Origin of the sequence: Nostoc sp. CALU 1950, from assembly GCF_051172895.1 — a bacterium.
Lineage (GTDB): Bacteria > Cyanobacteriota > Cyanobacteriia > Cyanobacteriales > Nostocaceae > Nostoc > Nostoc edaphicum_A.
The window spans coordinates 36726-56866 of the sequence record NZ_JBDNJQ010000009.1 but is presented as its reverse complement, the minus strand read 5'-3'; the positions used below and the strand labels follow the sequence as shown (position 1 = coordinate 56866).

Sequence of the window (20141 nt, the reverse complement as noted above, 5' to 3'; positions counted from 1 at the left end):
GCTCAAATTTGATTGTCAAGTTAATGCTATTGACTTGGAAGCAGAAAGTAGAAATCTTGTCTTCCCTACTCCCAACTCTGTAGTTACTTTTTCATGCGTTGATCGCAGTTTAGGATGGTTACACAATACTTACTAAGTAGCTATCCTGACCATTTCTTCAAACTTTTGATCGAGCATTTGCATAATTGTTGAAATCTTTTCGTTGGGGAATTGCCCAAGCAGCGATGATGGTTGGTCGTAAGCAACATGGGTCTTGCCATTGTAGTCATCGTAGACAAATAGTCTTAATGGGACATAAAGACCAACGGCAGGATTTTGTTCAAACATTTGGTTAGCTATTAATGGATTACCAATTATGTAGAGCTTGGCCTTTTTGTTTTTGCCGGCAAGAGACATGAGTTTGCCATGTTCAACTTGTGAAAATATCATAAAACCACTTTGACCAATCATCGATTCAATTCCACTTTTGATTTGTTCAAACGATTGCTTGGCACCAATCATTTGCTGAAAAACTGTGCTGTCACTTTTACCATTAATGGTTTCGATCTTATTGGTTACTTCTTCAAAGGACTTTTCGGAAGTAACAATTACACGAGTTGCTGTGAAATTGACAGTTTCTATTACGGTTTCCATGACTCTTTCTCTTTCTCTACTCTATAAATGTGCAATCAATTCCTACAGTTCCCAGGTCAGATTACCAGTACTTTATTCATTTGTATAAAAGGTACTGGTAGCTTTATGATGAAGCGATTAGCGTAGTAAGGTTTTAGACAACAGACCTAATCTTAAAACATCCTCCTATATTAGTTTTCAGCCTCTCTAAGATCGATTATGCAAAAAACCTGATATTTTTTGTTTATCACAGCCTCAAACAATACTTTATGTGAGGCTAAACCGCTCTTGGAGAATACAAGTACTGAGCATCTTCATCAATGTGGGATCTATAGAAGCAAGTTGGTGTTCATTCATCTCTGGTATTTGGTCAAGGAATTGAACTACTGCTGGTTGGTCATAAAAGGGAACAGAAGCGAATGCTGAACTACGTAGGGTGTCTTGAATGAGTTGGTGTAGAGGTTCACTCTGCTTCAATGTAGAAGGCGGTGCAAAAAATGGATGCTTTTTGCGGTTATAGACCATATCTGGAAGGTAAGGTTTGACTGCTTCTCGCAATATATACTTGACATTCATGCCGCGAATCTTGAATGAAACAGGAATATTACGGACTGCTTCCACAACTAAATGATCTAAAAATGGCAGTCTCCCTTCGGTAGAATGGGCCATCTCTGCGCCATCTCCCAAAATTCTAAATAGGTAGGGTAGAACAGTTTTAGACCACAAATAAAGAGATTGATGAACAGGCTCTCGCTTTGCAAGTTGTCCTTGTACATCAATTTCATTGAAGAACATGCGATATGCATCTTGCTGGCCAAAGTGAGCCATAAATGCGGGCGAGTATAGAGAAAGGGATTTAGCATATCCTTTGGCATTAGCTTCAATCCAGGTGGGTACAAAGCCTAAAAGGCGTTCGACATTAGCTAAAGGTTTAGATATTTCTTCAGGTAAGAAACCTGCTGCGGCAGAGACTTGGTTGTTACGCTTTAATTCTTCTAAGATATGCTTGATAGTCTGCTCATCTTGACCCTTGGTGTTGTAACGCAACATGTCCATCAGCGAATGCACATAGCCTCCAAAGATTTCGTCAGCGCCTTCACCTGTGAGGACAACTTTGTAACCTGCATTCTGTACTGATCGGCTCAAAAGGTACTTAGCAGCAGCACCAGCATTGATACAGACCATTTCACAGTGCCAAATAGCATCTGCAAAATGTTCAGCTAAGTCAGATTGAGTAATGGGAATAATTTGATGGTTTGCTCCAGCTTTTGCTACTGCTTCACGAGCGAAAGCTTCTTCGTTGTAGTCTTCGTGATCGAAGGCGAGGGTAAATGCTGTAATTGGTTCTGTTGTATGAGTAGCTGCAATTCCTAACACCGCAGATGAATCAATTCCTCCACTCAAGTGACAACCTACAGGTACATCTGCTCTTAAACGCAGTTTTACAGACTCGTTTAAGCTATGGCGAACTTGTTCAATGTAATCTTCTACGCTTTGTTGGGGTTGTGCATCCCCAGTGATGGGGTAATCAAAATCCCAGTAACGATGCAGTTGGATATTGGTATCGGACGCGAGTAAAAAATGTCCAGGTGGTACTTGATATATGTTCTTGAAGAAAGTCCGGTCTGGGCTAAAGAGTCCGAGATCGGCTCGAAACCAAAATTCATGATCCCAGTTAGCCGGAACACCGGCAGCAAGCAAAGCTTTGACTTCTGAAGCCAAGTAGAGTGTATCACCATGCATGGTGTAGTAAAGAGGCTTGATGCCAAAGCGATCGCGAGCGGCAAAGAGTGTTTGATTGCGCTCATCCCAGATTACAAAAGCAAACTCACCCCGTAAATGATGCAGACATTGAGTCCCAAACTCGTTATATAAATGAATAGCAATTTCGCTGTCGGAGTGTGTTCGCAGGTTATATCCTTTTTGCTTCAAGTCCTGCTGTATCCGCTCAAAATCATAAAACTCTCCATTAGCAATAATATGCAGTGTGTCATCTTGATTGCTAATTGGTTGGTCTCCACTAGTAAGGTCAATAATACTAAGTCTTTTATGTCCTAAGCCAACTCTGCCATTATCAGAAATCCAAATTTTCTGTGCATCGGGCCCTCTATGATGCAGGCTATCGATTCCCCGCTTCAAAGAAGTCTCGGAAATTGGTTCTTGTCTTGAGAATAATGCCACAATGCCACACATTTGCTGGTTCTCCTTTGAAAAGTTTTGAGATATTTTTAATGTTTTGGTGTCAAAACACTATTAGCTGATGAAATTACATATTCACAAAAACATCGGGTGTTAAAACGATGGTTTTGCAAGGCTCTGGTAAAAGCTTTAGTTTTTGTGAAATTTTATGGCTATGACTGAATCTAGAGTTATTGTGTTTACGGTATCGAACCGAGATAAGTAAATTTGCACAATAAAAGCAAACTATGTGAAGAAAAATAAACTAGACTAAAACTTTCTTCACTCCTGCCTCATTCCTTATCCCAAAAACAAATTTTTACGCCGATCTACTCACGTGTAATTTTAGGAAACATGGTCTGGAAAAACCTGCCCTGTATAGATTTTACCGATTTTAATAGTTTCGCATGATTTGAGAATGAGTAGAAATTGGATTAGTAATCTTTTAACGTGATTTAGTACGTCTTTGTATTGACGATTTTCATATAGCTTGAGAGCAAAATATTGCTAACAAACGTAATGCTCACTAAGAGGGCATAGATAAATAGAAATGTTAATAGCTAATAGCTAATGCTAAAAATATAGTTGCCAGAAACGCAACTTATCGCACCTTTACATTTATTTATGCCCACACACTTAAGAATAGGTAAAACGCATTTTCCCCATCAGCAGAACTGTAACTTACTACCAGTTTATAAGACTTAAAACGAGGTAACAATAACTTATACTTTGATAGAACTATAAGACTCCTGTGTAATTTATGAACAATATTTCAAATTAAACCCTGATAAAACGGGCTTTTCAGCCTCAGTATGTTTGCAAAAATCAAATCGGAGTCCTATAACAATTACTTCGCTCATGGTTCTGAAGTGAGCTAGTTGCACCAGTCTTTCTCCAGGCTTGGGGAGTTGTACCGTGATGTTGGCGAAACTGGCGGAAGAAATGAACCATACACTGATAGCCTACCAATGTAGCGATCGCCTCAATTTTCTGATCGGTTTCTAAGAGCAAGGAACGTGCTGCTACCATTCGGCGTTGAATAATCCAATTTTGCACAGTTTGTCCCGTTTGCTTTTGCACCAAGTTAGTCAAGTAAGTTGGGCAGTAACCAACTGCAACAGCAACGTCCTTCAGGGTAATCGGGCGGTGATAATTGGCCTCAATGAAGCTGAAGACCTTATTTAACTGGTGGTCGGATGGAAACATGCGCTCAAAGGCAGTGGGTTGTATTATGTCAGGTACTGCTGGTTCTGCGACTATCTGGGGCTGTACAGCGTAGTGCTGTTGGAGGGAGGCTCGTTTTTCTAAGCAGACGGCGATCGCCCTCAATAATTCCTCTACTGTACAGGGCTTAGTAAGATAGTCATCTGCTCCCAATTCCATACCTTTGCGAATATCAGTCCGTGTCATTCTGACAGTGACAAAAATAAAGGGGATAGTTGCTGTAAGAGGATTTTGGCGCAACGTGGTCAGGACGCCATAACCATTGAGTTTTGGTATCATAATCTCGCTGACAATCAAATCGGGTAACTCTTCGTTTGCCCGCTGGACACCAATAAGACCGTTTTCAGCACCTATAGTATAGAAACCTTTAGCTTTTATGCCTTCTAAAAAAAGGTTTCGGGTGGAGGCTGTATCTTCAATCACCAGAATTTTTTTCATACTCTTCTCCGAAAATATTGTAATTAGTAATGCTGGCTTTGCTTGACATAGGGTTATACAGCAGATTTCAAGTTGGTGAGGTACACAACGATTCGTCTGTTACCCAGGTATAAAGCGTGTTTTACTCCTGTTAGCGCAGCAGGACGTAGCCATTCTGAATTCAGAATTCTGTTGTATGTCATCACTAATTGCACTTGTGCAGTTATGATGCAGGCAAAAGTTAAGTGTTATGGGCTTAATCTGCCATGCCTATATGATTAATCAGTTCCCTCCATTAGTTTTCCGCAAAATCAGTAGACCAAAAATAATACAGAGATGGATGATTTTATTTTTAAAATAGATAAATTCCTTTCAAATGAACAATTATTTTGGCTATTTGAATCCGATTTTTAAAGCATTATCCAAACATAAATAAAACCGGAATAAATTCAACTCCGGTCGAGTTTAGGAAAATATTAGCTTGCCAAAAAAATCGATTAAAGAATTGAAATTGTACTTTGCTATAATCATATTTATGTATATTTTGATTATTCGTCAAAGTTTTTGTGTGTTTCCCTTAAAGCTTTAGCATTGCCAATTGGTTTAATAGATAGGTATTTTTCTGTATAATTTAATTAGATTGTCGGACAATTTGATGTGCTTATTGCATGTATTTTAAATACTTCATCAAATACGGCTATATTAGAAATATTTAGAACGGTTAATGTATCTGCAAGCTTTATATAGAAGGCTTTTCTTCTTGTTATACCGCACAAAGCTCAAGCAGGATTACTATAAAAAAAGGTTTAGCATTAATAGTAAATTTATGAGAGTGAATAATGACTAGATTATCTTTCAAAAGGACGATTTTGAATCAATTCTATCTATTTATTTATTAAAGTTTTTCCTCATTTAACTTTTGCAATTGAATAATACGACAGTTTTAGGCTTAGTAAATTTAGGAAAGGTTAACATTAAGTAAATTTTGGTTGGTTTTTTATAAACAAATCTAAACTAAATATTAATTTATGTAAATTTTTTAGTCTCATCCCATTTTTGACAGGTTCATGCTTAAAAAATAGCCGAAAATGAGCGTGTAAAATATAATTTTTGTGTTACTAATCGCGTTATGTTAAAAACATTACTCATTTTTGTCTTTAAACTACCGTATACTATTTAATTGCGATAGTAATGACCACAACATCGACAATTACAAAGTATCAATCAATACCTAGTTTTTACGTAACTTAATTTTCTTTCCTGAGTGCATACCCAGTTTCCTTGAATACCATTGTTGTCGCAAGGAACTATAATACTTGAGTAGTTTTTATACTTGCAGGATACCAGCACACAAGCTTTCTTACTTTTCAGATATCTTCTAAGCTCGACTTTATCCAAAATTAAGAACTCGGTTTTCTTTCTCCGGCGAAAACCCTGGCTTTTTGGCAGATATTTTTTCCATGTCACAGATTATGTGATGAAGTTAAAAAGTACAACTACTGTCCCACAAAGGTTTCATCTGAAGCGATCGCGTTGCAAAGTAAATATTAACTTGACAAGCTAGAATTAATTGTATATACACTTAATTTATGATTAAAAAATTCATTTATGGAAAAGCAAGCTACTGAGTTAGATTTGACTCAGTTGATTACTATTGAGGATACCTGCGCCTGCTTTAACCTTCGTAAAGCATCTAGAGCGGTTACACAACTTTTTGATGAAAAGCTAGAGCCAAGTGGTCTGCTGGTTACTCAGTTGACAATTCTAGTTGCCATCTCAATTCTCGGCTCAGTAGCAATCAGTGATTTAGCTGAAGGTTTAGTCATGGATCGAACTACGCTGACGCGAAACCTCAAGCCTCCCGAAAGAGAAGGATTGATTCAAATTAATCCTGGTGAGGATCGACGGGTGCGAGTAGTAACCTTGACGGATAAAGGACGCTCTGTTTTGGCGCAAGCCTTACCATTATGGCAACAAGCGCAAGCTCATATAGTGGAAAGCTTAGGTCAAGAACGCTTTAATCTATTGCTTTCAAGCTTAACTACTACGGTTTCAATAGCCCGAAACAGCTAAATTTTTTTGAAAAAACGTGTATATCCACCTAATAATAAAGTGGGGTATTTTTATGTTTGAACAAGAAGTTTCTTTAATTACAGAGAAAAAGCATAGACCATTGATTAAATCTATAGTTCAATGGGCTGGCATATTGGGAGCGACAGCAGCAGTGGGAATAGGTGGATTTGTGGTTTGGAAACAGGTGAGTTCCCAAACCGGGGTTGAGAATCAGACTGGCATACAGATCCCTTTACCTCAAGCACAAAAAGTTGTAGAGACGATAACTGCTTTAGGACGCTTGGAACCTCACGGAGAAGTAATTCAAGTTTCAGCGCCCACTTTCTTAGAAGGCGCACGAGTTGAGAAACTATTGGTGGAAGACACAGATTGGGTGAAATCTGGTCAGGTGATCGCAGTTCTCGATCGCCGCGAACGATTGCAAGCTGCTTTGAAACAGGCTCAAAGACAAGTTGAAGTAGCCCAAGCACGGCTAGCCAAAGTCAAAGCCGGAGCGAAAGAGGGAGATTTAGGAGCGCAAAAAGCAACAATCGCTCGCTTGGAGGCAGAATTACGAATTGCCCAAACAGAACATCAACGGTACAAATATCTACAGGAAACTGGAGCCATTTCTGCTTCACTCCTAGACTCAAAACGCCAAATTGTCGAAACAATTCAGGGACAACTCAATCAAGCTAAATCTACCCTAACTAGTATTGCAGAAGTTCGTCCGACTGATATCCAGGAAGCTGAAGCAGAAATTGCTAGTGCTGTAGCATCTGAGCAGAAAGCCAAAGCAGACTTAGAAACTGCCTTTGTCACCGCACCCCAGAATGGTCAAGTTTTAAAAATTCATACTCGTGCGGGAGAGATGGTTGGTACTAAAGCGATCGCAGATATTGGACAAACTAGGCAAATGGACGTAATCGCTGAAGTTTACGAAAATGATCTTGCCAAAGTGAAGATAGGGCAAAAAGCTACTATCACCAGTCTTAACAAAGCCTTTGTTGGAAAACTACAAGGAACTGTATACCGCATCATTCCCCAAATTGGTAAGCGGGATGTCCTCAATGACGATCCAGCAGCAGCAGTTGATGCCAGAGTTGCGGAAGTCAAAATCAGTTTGTTACCGAAAGACAGTCAGCGAATTATGAGTTTGATCAATCTCAAAGTAGAAGTAGCAATCAATCCTTAATTTTGGAATGGGGAGTTGGGAGTGGTATATTTTATCAATTTAGAAGAGTAGAAGTTATCAATTTTAAGTTCTAAACATTACACTCAACTTAACTTATGTGATGCAATGATAGGTTTTAATTTATCCTTTCTTGGTGGTAATAAAATTCCCCTGGCATGGTTGCAATTGATCCGGGAGAAGACGAGGCTATTCGTGGCCATTTCAGGTATCAGCTTTGCCGTGGTACTAATGTTCATGCAGATGGGATTTCTAACTGCTCTATTTGATAGTGCAGTTGGTATGCACAGCAGTCTACAAGGCGATATTGTGCTGATTAGTCCACGCTCAGTGGCCTTAATTGCCATGAAACAATTTTCCCAACGGCGGCTATACCAAGTATTGGGCTTTCAAGGAGTAGAATCTGTCAGCCCTATCTATGTAGATTCTGGAATCTGGAAAAACCCGCAAAATCCTAGTATTACCCGCAATATTCGGATCTATGGAATTAATCCTGACAATCAAGTATTCAACATGCCAGGGGTAGCTGAAAATCTAGATAAGATTAAAAAGCCTGATGTAGTTTTATTCGATTGGGGTTCACGTACTGAATTTGGGCCGATTAGCACTTTGTTTAAGCAAGAAAAAAGTGTAATTACAGAGGTAGAGGAACGCCGAATTAATGTTGGTGGTTTATTTGAATTAGGAGTTACTTTTGGTTCTGATGGCACTTTAATCACTAGCGATTTGAATTTTTTAAGGATCTTTGAAGAGCGTAGAACCGCAGGATTAATTGATATTGGTTTGATTAAATTAAAACCAGGTGTAGATGCAGTAAAAGTGTTGCAAAATTTGAGGGCAAACTTACCCAAAGATGTAAAGGTACTATCTAAACAAGAATACAAAGACTTTGAAGTAAACTACTGGAGTGGCAGCACGCCTATTGGTTTTACTTTTATACTTGGTACAGTTATGGGCTTTTTTGTCGGGACGATTATCGTCTATCAAGTACTTTATACTGACGTTAACGATCATCTACCTGAGTATGCCACACTCAAAGCGATCGGATACAAAGATTCCTTCTTCTCTGGTGTTGTATTTCAAGCAGCAATGATTTTAGCCACGCTAGGATTTTTACCTGGAGTACTAATTGCTTGGGGTTTATATGAACTCACTCGCACTGCCACACTCTTGCCGATGTTTATGCAGCTTGATAAAAACTTGCTAGTGCTAGTTTTGACGTTTGTCATGTGCTTTGTCTCTGGTAGCATCGCAATACGCAAGCTTCGAGAAGCAGACCCGGCTGACATATTTTAATATCCTTTCCTATAGTTTCATTATGCGGTCAGAACCTCTTGTCAATATTGAAAACCTCAGCCATTACTACGGTCGAGGAGTCTTGCGTAAACAAATTCTGTTTGATATTAATCTAACAATTCAACCAGGCGAAATTGTAATTATGACCGGGCCATCAGGATCTGGTAAGACTTCTTTACTAACTTTGATTGGTGCTTTACGTTCAGTCCAAATGGGTAGTCTAAAAGTTTTTGGGCAAGAGCTATGCGGAGCTACTCAAGACCAATTAGTGCAGGTGCGACGTAATATTGGCTATATTTTTCAGGCACATAACTTGCTGAGTTTTTTAACAGCTCAACAGAATGTCCAAATGTCGCTTCAAATCCAGCCTGGGATGACTAAGCAGAAGGCTCAACGCCGAGCAAAATCTATACTTGAAGCTGTTGGATTAGGACAAAAAATTAATAGCTATCCAGAAAACCTCTCTGGCGGACAAAAACAGCGGGTTGCAATTGCTCGTGCTTTGGTAAACTCTCCTAGTTTAGTTCTGGCTGATGAACCTACTGCTGCTTTAGATAGTAAGACTGGTCGCGATGTCGTAGATTTAATGCAAAAACTAGCCAAAGAACAAGGGTGTTCCATCTTGCTAGTGACTCATGATAATCGTATTTTAGATATTGCCAATCGTATTGTGTACATGGAAGATGGTCGAATAGATAGAAGTCGGACAGGAACTTTTATTGGGGAAAATGCTGTACATTTCCGCAATCCTTGAAACTCCAAAATTACGAATTACGTTAGCGCAGCGTTAGTGACGTAGAAGCGTCATTACGAATTACGAATTACTTATATTAAACCTAAGCTAATAATTTTTTCTAGTGCTTTTTCAAATGTCATTCCCTGTTTGATGGCGATATACAACAATACTATTGCGGCTGAACGAATTGAATTATCACAATGTATCAGAATTGGTTTGGGTAATTCAATTATGGTCTGATATATCTGGAGCGTACCTTGATTATTAATATCTTCAGATTTAGTTGGGAGATTAACGTAGTACAATCCCAAAAGCTCAGTCTTCTCCTGTTCATCAACCAGTAAGCCTGTTTCGTCGGGCAAGCGTAGATTAAGTACAGATTTATAACCCTCATCAGCTATTTGTTTTAGCTGATCTAGTGTAATTTGCCCTGCGATCGCTAACTCATCATTAATTTTCCTAACAATATTCATCAGCCGGATTAACCCCATTTTGCCGACGTTGCCCACATTTTAATCTTAGGAAAACAATTTGAGGAACTTGTGAGGGATTTGTCATTTGTCATTTGTCATTGGGCATTGGGCATTGGGTAAAACAGTTCCGAGTAAAGAAGTGAGATTTCCCACTCAGCACTCAACACTCAGCACTCAGCACTCAGCACTCAGCACTCAACACTACCCTCTGAATAGATTGTGTAAACTGCTCAATAATTCTCTGGCCGTATAGGGTTTTGATAAAACTGCTTGCACATTAGTATCAGTGGCTTGGGCAAACACCTCCATTGAGTTCAGTCCGCTACAAGCAATAATTTGAACCTGGCTGTTCATTTTTTTCAAGGTGCGAATAGCGGTAATTCCGTCCATCTCCGGCATCATTATATCCATCAATACAGCATTGATTTGATGCTTGTGTTGGGCATAAAGTGCGATCGCTTCTATGCCATTACTGGCAGCCAGTATCTTATAGTTATGGTTTTCTAAGATGATTGTGGCAATCTCCCGAATTTGCGCTTCATCATCTACAACTAAAATCAATTCTCCCTGTCCTGGGAGCAGTTCCATCTCTTCTATCTTGAACTCTTGGATTGCTTCCACAGCTGGTAAGAACAGGTTAAATTTGCTGCCTTTACCAACATTGCTAGACACTTTGATAAAACCATCGTGGCTTCTAATAATACCCAGCACTGTTGAAAGGCCGAGTCCCGTACCTGCATTGACTTCTTTTGTGGTGAAAAATGGCTCAAAAATTCTATCTAATATTGCTGGTGGTATGCCAATTCCGTTATCAGCAACGGTAATCACAATATAATGCCCGACTTTGGCATCGAGATTCATTCTGGCATAAGCTTCATCTATAAACTTATTTTCCGCAGAAATTTTGATTTTACCGCCATCTGGCAAAGCATCGCGGGCATTTACTACCAGATTCATCAGCACTTGATGCAGTTGTGTGGTGTCCCCAGCGATCGCCCGAATGTCTTCTGCAATAACTGTGGAAAATTCAATCGATTTGGGAAATGTTTGTTGAGCAATTTGGATAATTTCTGAAATCAGGTACTCGATTTGGATAATTGTCCGCTCTCCTTTATATCCTCGCGCAAAAGACAAGACTTGCTTTACTAAAGCTGCTCCGCGTCTGGCATTGCTTTCTACAAGTGCCAGCAGTTGCCCAGAACGCTCCTCGTCTTGGAAAAATTTTCCCTGTACCAATTGAGCCGCTGCCAAAATTGGTGTCAATACATTGTTCAAGTCGTGGGCAATACCCCCTGCAAGGATACCAAGGCTTTCCAATCGCTGGGTACGAAAAAACTGTTCTTCGAGTTGTTTCTTTTGGGTGATGTCAGTATCAACAGTCAGGATAGATTTGGGTTCTCCCGCAGCATCGCGCATCAATGTCCAGCGGCTTTCCACAATAATTTTTTGACCGGATTTTGTAATTTTATGTAACTCACCTTGCCACGAGCCACTCTCAATTACGCTTTTTAGCGGTTCTTCTAGTTGCTGCTGAGTTCCTGCTGGATATAAAATCTCCTGGATATCTTGTCCTATAACCTCTGTAGACAGCCAACCGTACATCCGCTCTGCACCTTGATTCCAGAATAAGATTTGAGACTGGAAATCTCGAACCAAGATGGCATCGGTGGCGATATCAAGTAGAGCGGCTTGTTCAAAGATTTTTTGTTCCGCTAGCTTGCGCTCTGTGACATCCCGATTTGTGCCGATCATCCGAATCGGCTGACCGAGTTCGTTATAGTAGACTTGACCTTTGGAGTTTAACCAGTGCAAACTGCCGTCGGGCCAGATAACTCGATACTCTGTAGATCCCTTTCCTTGCTCAATCATGCGAGCGATATTCGCAGCCACAGATTCGCGGTCTTCTGGATGGATGAAATTGAAATAGTCTTCAAAGGTTGGACACAAGGTGTTGCTCGGCAGACCATAAAGTGGCCCCATATTGGCAGACCAAATACAAGTATTGGCGATCAGGTTCCGATCCCAGATGCCCATTTGGGCTGCTTCGGTAGCTAAACTCAATCGCGCTTCACTTTCTTGCAGTGACTCTTCGGACAGTTTGCGCTCGGTGATATCTTCGGCGATGCCACCATAGTGCTGAACTTTTCCTTGGTGATCATAGATAGCAAAGCCTCGATCCCAGATCCAGCGCATCGATCCATCAGATCGCAAAATTCGATATTCTATTGAAACCGACTCACTAATAAGCTGTTGCTTTGCTGTAAAGGTTAAGCGATCGCGATCGTCTGGATGAATGGTGTCTATCCATAACTCAGGTTGCTCTAATAGACTTTGGCAAGAACGACCCCAAATCTTCTCATAGGCAGGACTAACATATAAGGTTTGGAATGAATCTATGCTGGCAATCCAGATAACTGCCTGGGTATTTTCGGCAAAAGTGCGAAATTTCTCCTCGCTCTGGCGCAGTGACTCTTCGGCGAGTTTACGCTCTGTGATATCTTCGGCAATGCCACCATAATAGTTAATTTTTCCTTGGTCATCATAGATAGCAAAGCCCCGATTCCAAATCCAGCGCACTGATCCATCAGGTCGCAAAATCCGATATTCTGCTGAAGTAGTTTGACTACCACTAAGCAGTTGCTCGATTGATTGGGTAGCGCGATCGCGATCGTCTGGATGAACGTTGTCTATCCAGGAATCTTGCTGCTCAAATAAATGCTGGGAAGAACGACCCCAAATCTTCTCATAAGCAGGACTAATGTACAAAGGATGAAATGAATCTGGGCTACCAATCCAGATCATTGCGTGGGTGTTTTCGGCAAAAGTGCGAAATTTCTCCTCACTTTGGCGCAGTGCTGCTTCGGCAAGTTGGCGTTCGTGTAGCGCGGCTTGCTGTTCGGTAATATCTCTACCTACCCCTTGGATTTCAATAACCTCTCCTTTGTCATCATGAATTGCGATCGCATTCCATTGAAACCAGCGGATACCATTGACTGTAAATGCACGTCGCTCACGATTAGTCAAGGGATGGAATGAAGATCCTAAAATTGCCATATCTTCCATCGCTTTAGGCAAGTCATCTGGATAAATAAACTGGAAAAATGACTGGCCACAAAACTCATCTTCTTTCCAGCCGAAGGTTTGACAAGCAGCCACATTGGCAAAGGTAATCTGCCCCTGCAAATCAAGGCGGATAATTATGTCAGTTTGACTTTCCACGAGTTGGCGATAGAGGTTTTCGCTGTGTCGTAATGCAACTTCTGCGCGTTGGCGTTCGGTAATTTCTTGTTGCAACAGAACGTTGGACATGACAAGTTCTGCTGTCCGTTCCGCCACTCGTTTTTCTAATTCCTCGTAAGCTTGGCGCAGTGATTCCTTTGCCTGTTGGCGATCGCTAATATCGCAGATTAACCAGCGCCAACCAACAAGATCCCCCTTTGAATCGTACATGGCAGCAGCTCTAATGCTAGCCGGGAAAATTCTACCTCCCCGTGGTTTGAGGTAAACTTCCCACTCCTGTATCTGCTGCCAATTATTCAGTCGGGTGGTAAAAGTCTGGTGATCTTGGCGAGAAATAAATAAAATTAATGGTTTGTTGACTAAATATTTTTGGCGGACAGCCAGCAACTTTGCTGCTGCTTGGTTAGCCTCTTGGATAATTCCTGCGGCATCAGTTACCAAGTAACCATCTGGAGCGAACTTAAACAAATCTTGGTAACGCTCTCGTTCCAATTCTATTTGCTCACGGGCAACGGCTAACTCTTCGTTTTGTTCGCGCAGTTCTTCTTCTATTACCTGGAGTTCTTCAAGGGCTTGCTGAAGTTCCTGATTAACTTCCATGATTTCAGTCGATTGTGCCTCAACCCATAGTTTTAAGTTATTTTGAGTTTGGCAGCGGACTTGCTCTATCTCAATTGGCTGATTAACCGGCTGGAATTCATCTGTGGATTTTTGTAAATATTGCTGTAAACCGTCAACCACCCCAACCATTTTGATCAGGTCAAAGGCTTGTAGCAAGCTAGTCTGGGTAATAATCCCCAGCACTTGCCCGCGATCGTCCAAAACTGGCAAATAGTGAGTTTGATGCTGACGCACTAACGATAAAGCGGTGAAAATATCTTGAGAATCTGATTGTATAAGGGTAGCTACTGGCTGTGTCATCACTTCAGCCATTGTCATCGTGGATAGGTTTATTCCCGAAGCTATAAGACTAATTACATCTTTTTCAGTAAAAATGCCTAATAATTTCCCTCTCTCCAGAACCAAGACACAACCAGTTAATGTTTGATTTCTGGGGTTTAAATCCAATGAAAAGTTGAAGCTTGTAGGGGCATAATTACTACATCTTTCCTGACTCATCAAGATAATAGCTTCAATTACAAAACTATCAGGGCTAATCGTTAATGGAGAACGATTAATAACATGATTTAAGCTAGGTAAGTTAATCAGTTGATCGTTGAATCGCATGGTTAATTTGTCAATTCTAATGATCTTTTTGATATCAGGACAAACTAGTAGAAGCTAGCGTTCGCTAGAGGAAGTAAATTGTTGAAAATAGGGAACTATTCGGCTCTAATAGAGAATAAATCACTTATATTGATAAATCTGCCCTGTAAATCTTATAAGACTAAATACAGGGTATATAGAACAAGTTAGTAGCTAAACCAGGAAGTAGATAGAATTTTAGAGTCGCCAAACTCATTCTATTGTCAAATTAGAGATAGATGATCTGTTATCTCAAGAGATTACCTTAATTCATAGTCTTGTTAGGATGAAATCTTTGAAATTAATCGATGATACGAAAAATAATTTGAGGATCTTGTGAAGAGATAGATCAATAAGCCTGAGAGCATTACTTAAGAAGTGTGTATAACTTTTGTATAAATATTAAGTATTTTAACTTTCCTCACAAGTTCCTCATATTCAAAGACTATAGTCAAAATATAGACAGATTGTTTTAGATATCTACGGGCTTCTCAACTGGCTCTCTAATTTGCAATAACACTTTTATTCACAGGATTTGAGAAAAATATGAATTACTGTCCTTGCTGTTCAAGCGTACTTTTAGAACATATACGCGGTGCAGAAACTTACTGGTTTTGTCGCCACTGCTGGCAAGAGATGCCTATTTATAAATGGAACGAATCTAGCTCGTTCGCCGATGCTGTCATGGGAAAACTACCTAAAAAAGCTCAAAAAGAAAAACGTAGAAATACCACTGTTTACGTAAGCCAATGGCAATCTATCACTGAATGGATAGGGCTAGAAGAGTTGTCTACCTAATACCAATTAGCTGGAATAGGTTAGTATAATTATTGTTTCTTGATTTCAGTAATAAATTGCCATAGAATGCGAGGCTGTAGCCCACTAATTAAGTATTAACTGACACAAAGATAGGAATCCGCTTTGATTTCTGAACTCATTTGCGTAGGCAGGCAATAGGCAACAGGCAACAGTCAAGAAGGCTTCTTAGTTGTACTGAGTTTTTTCAGAAATCAAATATGAGTCCTATATCAGGACTTACACAAATAGCAGTCGCAAAGAATGATTATCAGGTAGGGGCAATTCATGAATTGCCCCTACAGTGCTGATATATTTACCATCAAAGAATAAATAAAACCCTAAAACAACCTATTTTGGTGAGATTAATTCGTACAGTGCGTAAGTCCTGAACTTGTCTTGAGATGGTGGTAGTATTTACGCCGTGCTGTACTTGTGAACTGACAAACAAGTAATTTACAAACCCATTGAGTATAAAATTATCCGGTCATGCAGATGAACGGGCAAAATGTGCTTCAGCACAGCTCCAAGTTTGGCATCTTGTCCAACGAGATAGCGTGTTTTGGGTTGTTTTGCAGTGAGCGCGTGAACAACAGCCTGAGCGACAATATCCGCAGAAATTCCTTTAGATGCGAGAATCTGCATTTTCTTACGTACAATATTCATCGCCTGACCATAAAGATTTTGTGCTGATTGTGGTAGATCCTGCTGTGCTATTTCAGATTGACTTAGGGACTTTTCCCAGATTGGAGTAGCGATCGCACCAGGTTCGATAATAGAAACTGAGATTCCCCAAGGTCGTAATTCCATCCGCATCACATCAGTGAGTGCAACGAGGGCAAATTTTGACGCATTATAAGCTCCCATGAACGGCGCAGGACTTCTACCAGCGATGGAACCCATATTGACAATTCGACCCCGACTTTGGCGTAATAGACCAAGAAATCCTTGTGTCACTGCTAATTGTCCGGTGACATTCACGAGCATTTGTTGTTGAAATTCTGCGATCGCTAATAATTCTAAGGGGCCAGGGACGGCAATTCCGGCATTATTCACTAAACCTAAAATCCCCGCACCACCGACTGCATTTGTTACCGTATCAACCGCAGCTGCGATCGATTCAGCGTCGGTAACATCTAAAAAAATCGGAATGAGCCTTTGTGATCCCTTCTGTTTCAGTGTTTGAGCATCAATCTCTTGACGTACACCAGCAAAAACAGAGAAGCCCAACTGGTCTAAAAGCAAAGCACACGCCTGACCAATTCCTGTCGAGGCTCCTGTAACCACTACTGTACGTTGATTTTTTACAACCATTAATTTTCTTTGATAATGGGACTGCCTTCTTTTATCAATCCTTGCAAATGCCAGCACGAAGGCAATCTTCGGTTTGGTCATCTCTAGCCGATATTTGCCACGGCAAGATGTATGACTGAGCATTTGTACTGTAACCAATTAGAGCAGTTATTATGGGAAACTGGTTTTTGACAATTGGCACGTCACTACTACTTGTAGTACTTAGCTCAACATTGTATAAATAAACAGGCAATGCCATCAGGGCAATGCAAATTGTCCGGTTCATACCCAACCTCAGCTAAAAATTTCCGATTGCGCTATGTATAGATGAGATGCCACCTTGATGAACCGGATTTTCAAAACTGAGTATTATATGTTGATGTTGTGTGAATTTACTCAGCGCTACTAGCCGCAGAGACGTGATTTTTAAATTATCGGTTCCACCCTTTTTTAGGTTAGGCATTGCCTACAAGATGGCTTCCTACTAACTTATGCAGATGCAAGCCCAAAAAACAGGAAAAAAACCCACAGCACCCAAAAACATATCTTGGGTAGCTGCATTCCCCAGATAAAATAATGAAGAGTGCTGAGTTAAAATACTGCTCACAAAAAACAATTACAAAGAAGGCAGGAGGCAGAGGGCAGGAGGCAGAAGGAAAGAAGTATGAATAAAAACTAAAGTTGCTGGGTCATTGCCCAGTTTAAAAGAAGAATTGTATCGAGATGCGTAGCACGACTTGCATTGCGTCCAAGATCAATGCCACGTTTTAAAACGTGGGTTCCTCCTGCCTCCTGCCTCCTGCCTCCTATCTCCTGCCTCCTGAATCCTTACTCAGCAATCACTCAATTATAAATGTTGCCTACTAGCTGACTCATGACGCCTTCACAAGACGTAGATACTGTAAACGTTCCCAATCTCGATTCAGAAGGATATGGCAACTCAGACAATGATCCTCTTAATGAGTTGCCAGGTGAAATCGAAATGTCCCTTTTCGACCACCTAGAAGAGTTGCGACTGCGGATTTTCTATTCGCTGATTGCTGTAGCAGTGGGCATTATCGGCTGTTTCTTTGCCGTTAAGCCAATTGTCCAGCTACTTCAGGTTCCAGCACAAGGAGTAAAGTTTCTCCAACTTGCACCCGGAGAATATTTCTTTGTCTCCCTCAAAGTTGCAGCCTACACTGGCTTGATACTTTCTAGTCCTTTCATTCTTTACCAGATTATCCAGTTTGTAGTTCCAGGACTAACTCGCCGCGAACGCCGTTTACTGGGGCCTGTGGTTTTGGGTTCAAGTGTGCTATTTGGGGCGGGGTTAATATTTGCCTATTTACTTCTTATCCCCGCAGCTTTGAACTTTTTCATCAGCTACGGAGCAGATGTAGTCGAACAACTTTGGTCAATTGATAAATATTTTGAATTTGTGCTGCTATTGTTATTCAGCACTGGTTTAGCGTTTCAAATTCCCATCATCCAACTTTTGCTCGGTAATTTGAACATTGTCTCATCTGAACGCATGATTTCTGGTTGGCGTTACGTAATTATGGGAGCAGTGGTTTTAGGAGCCGTCCTTACACCTTCTACTGATCCCCTGACTCAAAGTCTTTTAGCTGGAGCAGTTTTAGGGCTTTATTTCGGTGGTGTTGGACTGGTGAAGCTCACAGGTAAATAACAGATGGAATAGGTTACAGGTTACAGGTTACAGGGAATAGCTAAAAAGATGTTCGTGCTGAGTTTTTGACCAAATGTTTAGTAGCTATAGTGACTTTGAAAAAATTGAGATTCATGTTGGCAAAGTCATCAAAGTTGAAGAGTTTCCTAAAGCGAAAAAACCAGCTTATAAATTGTGGATAGATTTTGGTAATTTGGGCATTAAAAAATCTAGTGCCCAAATTACTAAACTTTATGAGCAAGAGGAATTAATCAACAGATTAATATTAGCTGTTACTAACTTTCCACCCCGTCAAATTGCCGATTTTATTTCGGAAGTTTTAGTCTTGGGAGTAGTGCTAGACGATGGAGAGGTTGTATTAATTCAGCCAGATAGAGATGTAGCAGTGGGCAAAAGAATTCTATAGCATACTATGGTATTTTTGGAATAGAAATACTGTAGATATTCAGAAATTTATTAACATTAATGCAATAGCAGGTCATAATATCCATTCCGAAGTGCGTTCACCCAAATCTAGAGGAATGCTAACAGCCTTGCCGAGCCGGGGGCGATCGCGTGTTTGAGCAATAAAAGATTGTACCTGTGTTGACCCACCCAAGGCATGAAGATAATTGGCAATGCTATCGAGATGTTCTTGGTACTCCACCTCACTCAAGGGAAAAGAAGCTTGCTCTAGATATTTCCACATTACTTGCAAAAATATCTTCCCCTGTGCCCGCCGGAACTGGACATCGTAAGAATATCCCCACTTATCAAGCAACATCTGGCGTAATTCCTGTCCTGTCATAGCTTTTCTCAATCAGATTTTACATTTAGTTATGATGTTAAGTTCCGTGACTCCAGTATGATAAGGATATAAAGAAATGTAATGCTAACAGAAAAGATGCTTTTTATATCTTGCAACAAAGAAGTATGGCATCGTTGTGAGCGCTAGCATTTCGACTTAGACAAGAGTTCCTCAAGTTACTAGTACTTTTGTCAAAATGCTTAACAAAATACACAAAGAGCGCGTAGATTATGGCTCAATTTTCTGAATCAGCAGACGTGCCCGATATGGGGCGTCGTCAGTTCATGAATCTGCTCACTTTTGGGACTGTCACTGGAGTAGCTCTGGGTGCATTGTATCCCGTTGTCAACTACTTTATTCCACCCGCCACTGGTGGCGCTGGTGGCGGTGTAACGGCAAAAGACGAGCTAGGTAACGATGTTAGCGTCGCTAAATTTCTAGAAAACCGGAATGCAGGCGATCGCAACCTAGTCCAAGGACTAAAGGGAGATCCTACCTATATTGTGGTAGACAGCAAAGAAGCGATCAAAGATTATGGCATTAACGCCATCTGCACCCACTTAGGTTGTGTCGTCCCCTGGAACGTTGCTGAGAACAAATTTAAATGTCCTTGTCATGGTTCCCAGTATGACGAAACTGGTAAGGTTGTTCGGGGCCCAGCACCTCTGTCTCTGGCTTTAGCCCATACCAGCGTCAACGACGACAAAATCGTTTTAACCCCTTGGACTGAAACCGACTTCCGCACAGGTGATGCACCTTGGTGGGGTTAATCAGTGCTGAGTGCAAAGTGCTGAGTGCTGAGTAAGGGAGTGAGGAAGTAGAGGGGCAGAGGGAGAGGGGCAGAGGAGAGTAGATAATAGTAACTCCTAACTCAGCACTCAGCACTCAGCACTCAGCACTCAGCACTCAGCACTCAGCACTCAGCACTCCTA

Annotated in this window: 16 protein-coding genes; 8 read left to right on the top strand and 8 right to left on the bottom strand. The window is 40.8% G+C overall.

Annotated features, from left to right (window positions below; all coding sequences use genetic code 11):
* Positions 1 to 132: 132 nt before the first annotated feature.
* From ABF638_RS04765 to ABF638_RS04755, 3 genes are all read right to left on the bottom strand, one after another.
* The gene (locus ABF638_RS04765; RefSeq protein WP_435020685.1) at positions 133 to 633 is read right to left on the bottom strand and encodes a DUF302 domain-containing protein; all 501 of its coding nucleotides are present in this window, start codon (positions 631 to 633) and stop codon (positions 133 to 135) included.
* Positions 634 to 879: 246 nt separating this feature from the next.
* A complete protein-coding gene (gene asnB / locus ABF638_RS04760; protein WP_435020683.1) occupies positions 880 to 2805 on the bottom strand; it encodes an asparagine synthase (glutamine-hydrolyzing) in 1926 nt (641 codons plus the stop codon).
* A gap of 810 nt (positions 2806 to 3615) precedes the next feature.
* Positions 3616 to 4452, bottom strand: a complete 837-nt coding sequence (locus ABF638_RS04755; RefSeq protein ID WP_435020681.1) for a helix-turn-helix domain-containing protein — start codon at positions 4450 to 4452, stop codon at positions 3616 to 3618.
* Between the two features lie 1587 nt (positions 4453 to 6039).
* On the opposite strand from ABF638_RS04755, the gene ABF638_RS04750 reads away from it, so the two are divergent.
* The 4 genes from ABF638_RS04750 (at position 6040) to ABF638_RS04735 (ending at position 9725) form a co-directional block, all read left to right on the top strand.
* Positions 6040 to 6504 (top strand): MarR family winged helix-turn-helix transcriptional regulator, encoded by a 465-nt coding sequence (locus tag ABF638_RS04750; protein ID WP_292725383.1) that lies wholly within the window; start codon positions 6040 to 6042, stop codon positions 6502 to 6504.
* A gap of 52 nt (positions 6505 to 6556) precedes the next feature.
* Positions 6557 to 7678, top strand: a complete 1122-nt coding sequence (locus tag ABF638_RS04745; protein ID WP_435020679.1) for an ABC exporter membrane fusion protein — start codon at positions 6557 to 6559, stop codon at positions 7676 to 7678.
* A gap of 105 nt (positions 7679 to 7783) precedes the next feature.
* Complete coding sequence (gene devC / locus ABF638_RS04740) at positions 7784 to 8971, top strand: ABC transporter permease DevC (protein WP_435020677.1); 1188 nt, start codon at positions 7784 to 7786, stop codon at positions 8969 to 8971.
* A 22-nt stretch (positions 8972 to 8993) separates the two neighbouring features.
* Complete coding sequence (locus ABF638_RS04735) at positions 8994 to 9725, top strand: DevA family ABC transporter ATP-binding protein (protein ID WP_435020675.1); 732 nt, start codon at positions 8994 to 8996, stop codon at positions 9723 to 9725.
* Positions 9726 to 9796: 71 nt separating this feature from the next.
* Here the strand turns inward: ABF638_RS04735 and ABF638_RS04730 are convergent, their stop codons facing one another.
* Both ABF638_RS04730 and ABF638_RS04725 read right to left on the bottom strand, forming a co-directional pair.
* Complete coding sequence (locus ABF638_RS04730) at positions 9797 to 10180, bottom strand: beta-lactamase hydrolase domain-containing protein (protein WP_435020735.1); 384 nt, start codon at positions 10178 to 10180, stop codon at positions 9797 to 9799.
* Between the two features lie 201 nt (positions 10181 to 10381).
* On the bottom strand, positions 10382 to 14647 hold the full coding sequence (locus tag ABF638_RS04725; RefSeq protein WP_435020673.1) for a PAS domain S-box protein: 4266 nt from the start codon (positions 14645 to 14647) through the stop codon (positions 10382 to 10384).
* Positions 14648 to 15211: 564 nt separating this feature from the next.
* On the opposite strand from ABF638_RS04725, the gene ABF638_RS04720 reads away from it, so the two are divergent.
* Positions 15212 to 15463: a hypothetical protein gene (locus tag ABF638_RS04720; RefSeq protein WP_420761151.1), complete on the top strand. Its 252-nt coding sequence runs from the start codon at positions 15212 to 15214 to the stop codon at positions 15461 to 15463.
* A gap of 453 nt (positions 15464 to 15916) precedes the next feature.
* Here the strand turns inward: ABF638_RS04720 and ABF638_RS04715 are convergent, their stop codons facing one another.
* Complete coding sequence (locus tag ABF638_RS04715) at positions 15917 to 16774, bottom strand: SDR family NAD(P)-dependent oxidoreductase (protein WP_435020671.1); 858 nt, start codon at positions 16772 to 16774, stop codon at positions 15917 to 15919.
* Between the two features lie 34 nt (positions 16775 to 16808).
* Positions 16809 to 17039, bottom strand: a complete 231-nt coding sequence (locus ABF638_RS04710; protein ID WP_435020669.1) for a hypothetical protein — start codon at positions 17037 to 17039, stop codon at positions 16809 to 16811.
* 588 nt (positions 17040 to 17627) lie between these two features.
* On the opposite strand from ABF638_RS04710, the gene tatC reads away from it, so the two are divergent.
* Together tatC and ABF638_RS04700 are read left to right on the top strand one after the other, a co-directional pair.
* The gene (tatC, locus tag ABF638_RS04705; RefSeq protein WP_435020667.1) at positions 17628 to 18422 is read left to right on the top strand and encodes a twin-arginine translocase subunit TatC; all 795 of its coding nucleotides are present in this window, start codon (positions 17628 to 17630) and stop codon (positions 18420 to 18422) included.
* A gap of 73 nt (positions 18423 to 18495) precedes the next feature.
* A complete protein-coding gene (locus tag ABF638_RS04700) occupies positions 18496 to 18828 on the top strand; it encodes a tRNA-binding protein (RefSeq protein WP_181929779.1) in 333 nt (110 codons plus the stop codon).
* A gap of 72 nt (positions 18829 to 18900) precedes the next feature.
* On the opposite strand, the gene ABF638_RS04695 is transcribed toward ABF638_RS04700, so the two are convergent.
* A complete protein-coding gene (locus tag ABF638_RS04695; RefSeq protein WP_435020665.1) occupies positions 18901 to 19209 on the bottom strand; it encodes a DUF3067 family protein in 309 nt (102 codons plus the stop codon).
* Between the two features lie 230 nt (positions 19210 to 19439).
* On the opposite strand from ABF638_RS04695, the gene petC reads away from it, so the two are divergent.
* Positions 19440 to 19979 (top strand): cytochrome b6-f complex iron-sulfur subunit, encoded by a 540-nt coding sequence (gene petC / locus ABF638_RS04690; RefSeq protein ID WP_181929777.1) that lies wholly within the window; start codon positions 19440 to 19442, stop codon positions 19977 to 19979.
* Positions 19980 to 20141: the final 162 nt, after the last annotated feature.

What these genes read in the sequence shown, in the direction of transcription:
- ABF638_RS04745 (WP_435020679.1), top strand. Translation starts at nt 6,557, where the DNA reads ATGTTTGAACAAGAAGTTTCTTTAATTACAGAGAAAAAGCATAGACCA.
- ABF638_RS04720 (WP_420761151.1), top strand. Translation starts at nt 15,212, where the DNA reads ATGAATTACTGTCCTTGCTGTTCAAGCGTACTTTTAGAACATATACGC.
- ABF638_RS04725 (WP_435020673.1), bottom strand. Translation starts at nt 14,647, where the DNA reads ATGCGATTCAACGATCAACTGATTAACTTACCTAGCTTAAATCATGTT.
- ABF638_RS04765 (WP_435020685.1), bottom strand. Translation starts at nt 633, where the DNA reads ATGGAAACCGTAATAGAAACTGTCAATTTCACAGCAACTCGTGTAATT.
- ABF638_RS04730 (WP_435020735.1), bottom strand. Translation starts at nt 10,180, where the DNA reads ATGAATATTGTTAGGAAAATTAATGATGAGTTAGCGATCGCAGGGCAA.
- asnB (WP_435020683.1), bottom strand. Translation starts at nt 2,805, where the DNA reads ATGTGTGGCATTGTGGCATTATTCTCAAGACAAGAACCAATTTCCGAG.
- ABF638_RS04750 (WP_292725383.1), top strand. Translation starts at nt 6,040, where the DNA reads ATGGAAAAGCAAGCTACTGAGTTAGATTTGACTCAGTTGATTACTATT.
- devC (WP_435020677.1), top strand. Translation starts at nt 7,784, where the DNA reads ATGATAGGTTTTAATTTATCCTTTCTTGGTGGTAATAAAATTCCCCTG.
- ABF638_RS04710 (WP_435020669.1), bottom strand. Translation starts at nt 17,039, where the DNA reads ATGAACCGGACAATTTGCATTGCCCTGATGGCATTGCCTGTTTATTTA.
- ABF638_RS04715 (WP_435020671.1), bottom strand. Translation starts at nt 16,774, where the DNA reads ATGGTTGTAAAAAATCAACGTACAGTAGTGGTTACAGGAGCCTCGACA.
- ABF638_RS04735 (WP_435020675.1), top strand. Translation starts at nt 8,994, where the DNA reads ATGCGGTCAGAACCTCTTGTCAATATTGAAAACCTCAGCCATTACTAC.
- ABF638_RS04695 (WP_435020665.1), bottom strand. Translation starts at nt 19,209, where the DNA reads ATGACAGGACAGGAATTACGCCAGATGTTGCTTGATAAGTGGGGATAT.
- petC (WP_181929777.1), top strand. Translation starts at nt 19,440, where the DNA reads ATGGCTCAATTTTCTGAATCAGCAGACGTGCCCGATATGGGGCGTCGT.
- ABF638_RS04755 (WP_435020681.1), bottom strand. Translation starts at nt 4,452, where the DNA reads ATGAAAAAAATTCTGGTGATTGAAGATACAGCCTCCACCCGAAACCTT.
- ABF638_RS04700 (WP_181929779.1), top strand. Translation starts at nt 18,496, where the DNA reads ATGTTTAGTAGCTATAGTGACTTTGAAAAAATTGAGATTCATGTTGGC.
- tatC (WP_435020667.1), top strand. Translation starts at nt 17,628, where the DNA reads ATGACGCCTTCACAAGACGTAGATACTGTAAACGTTCCCAATCTCGAT.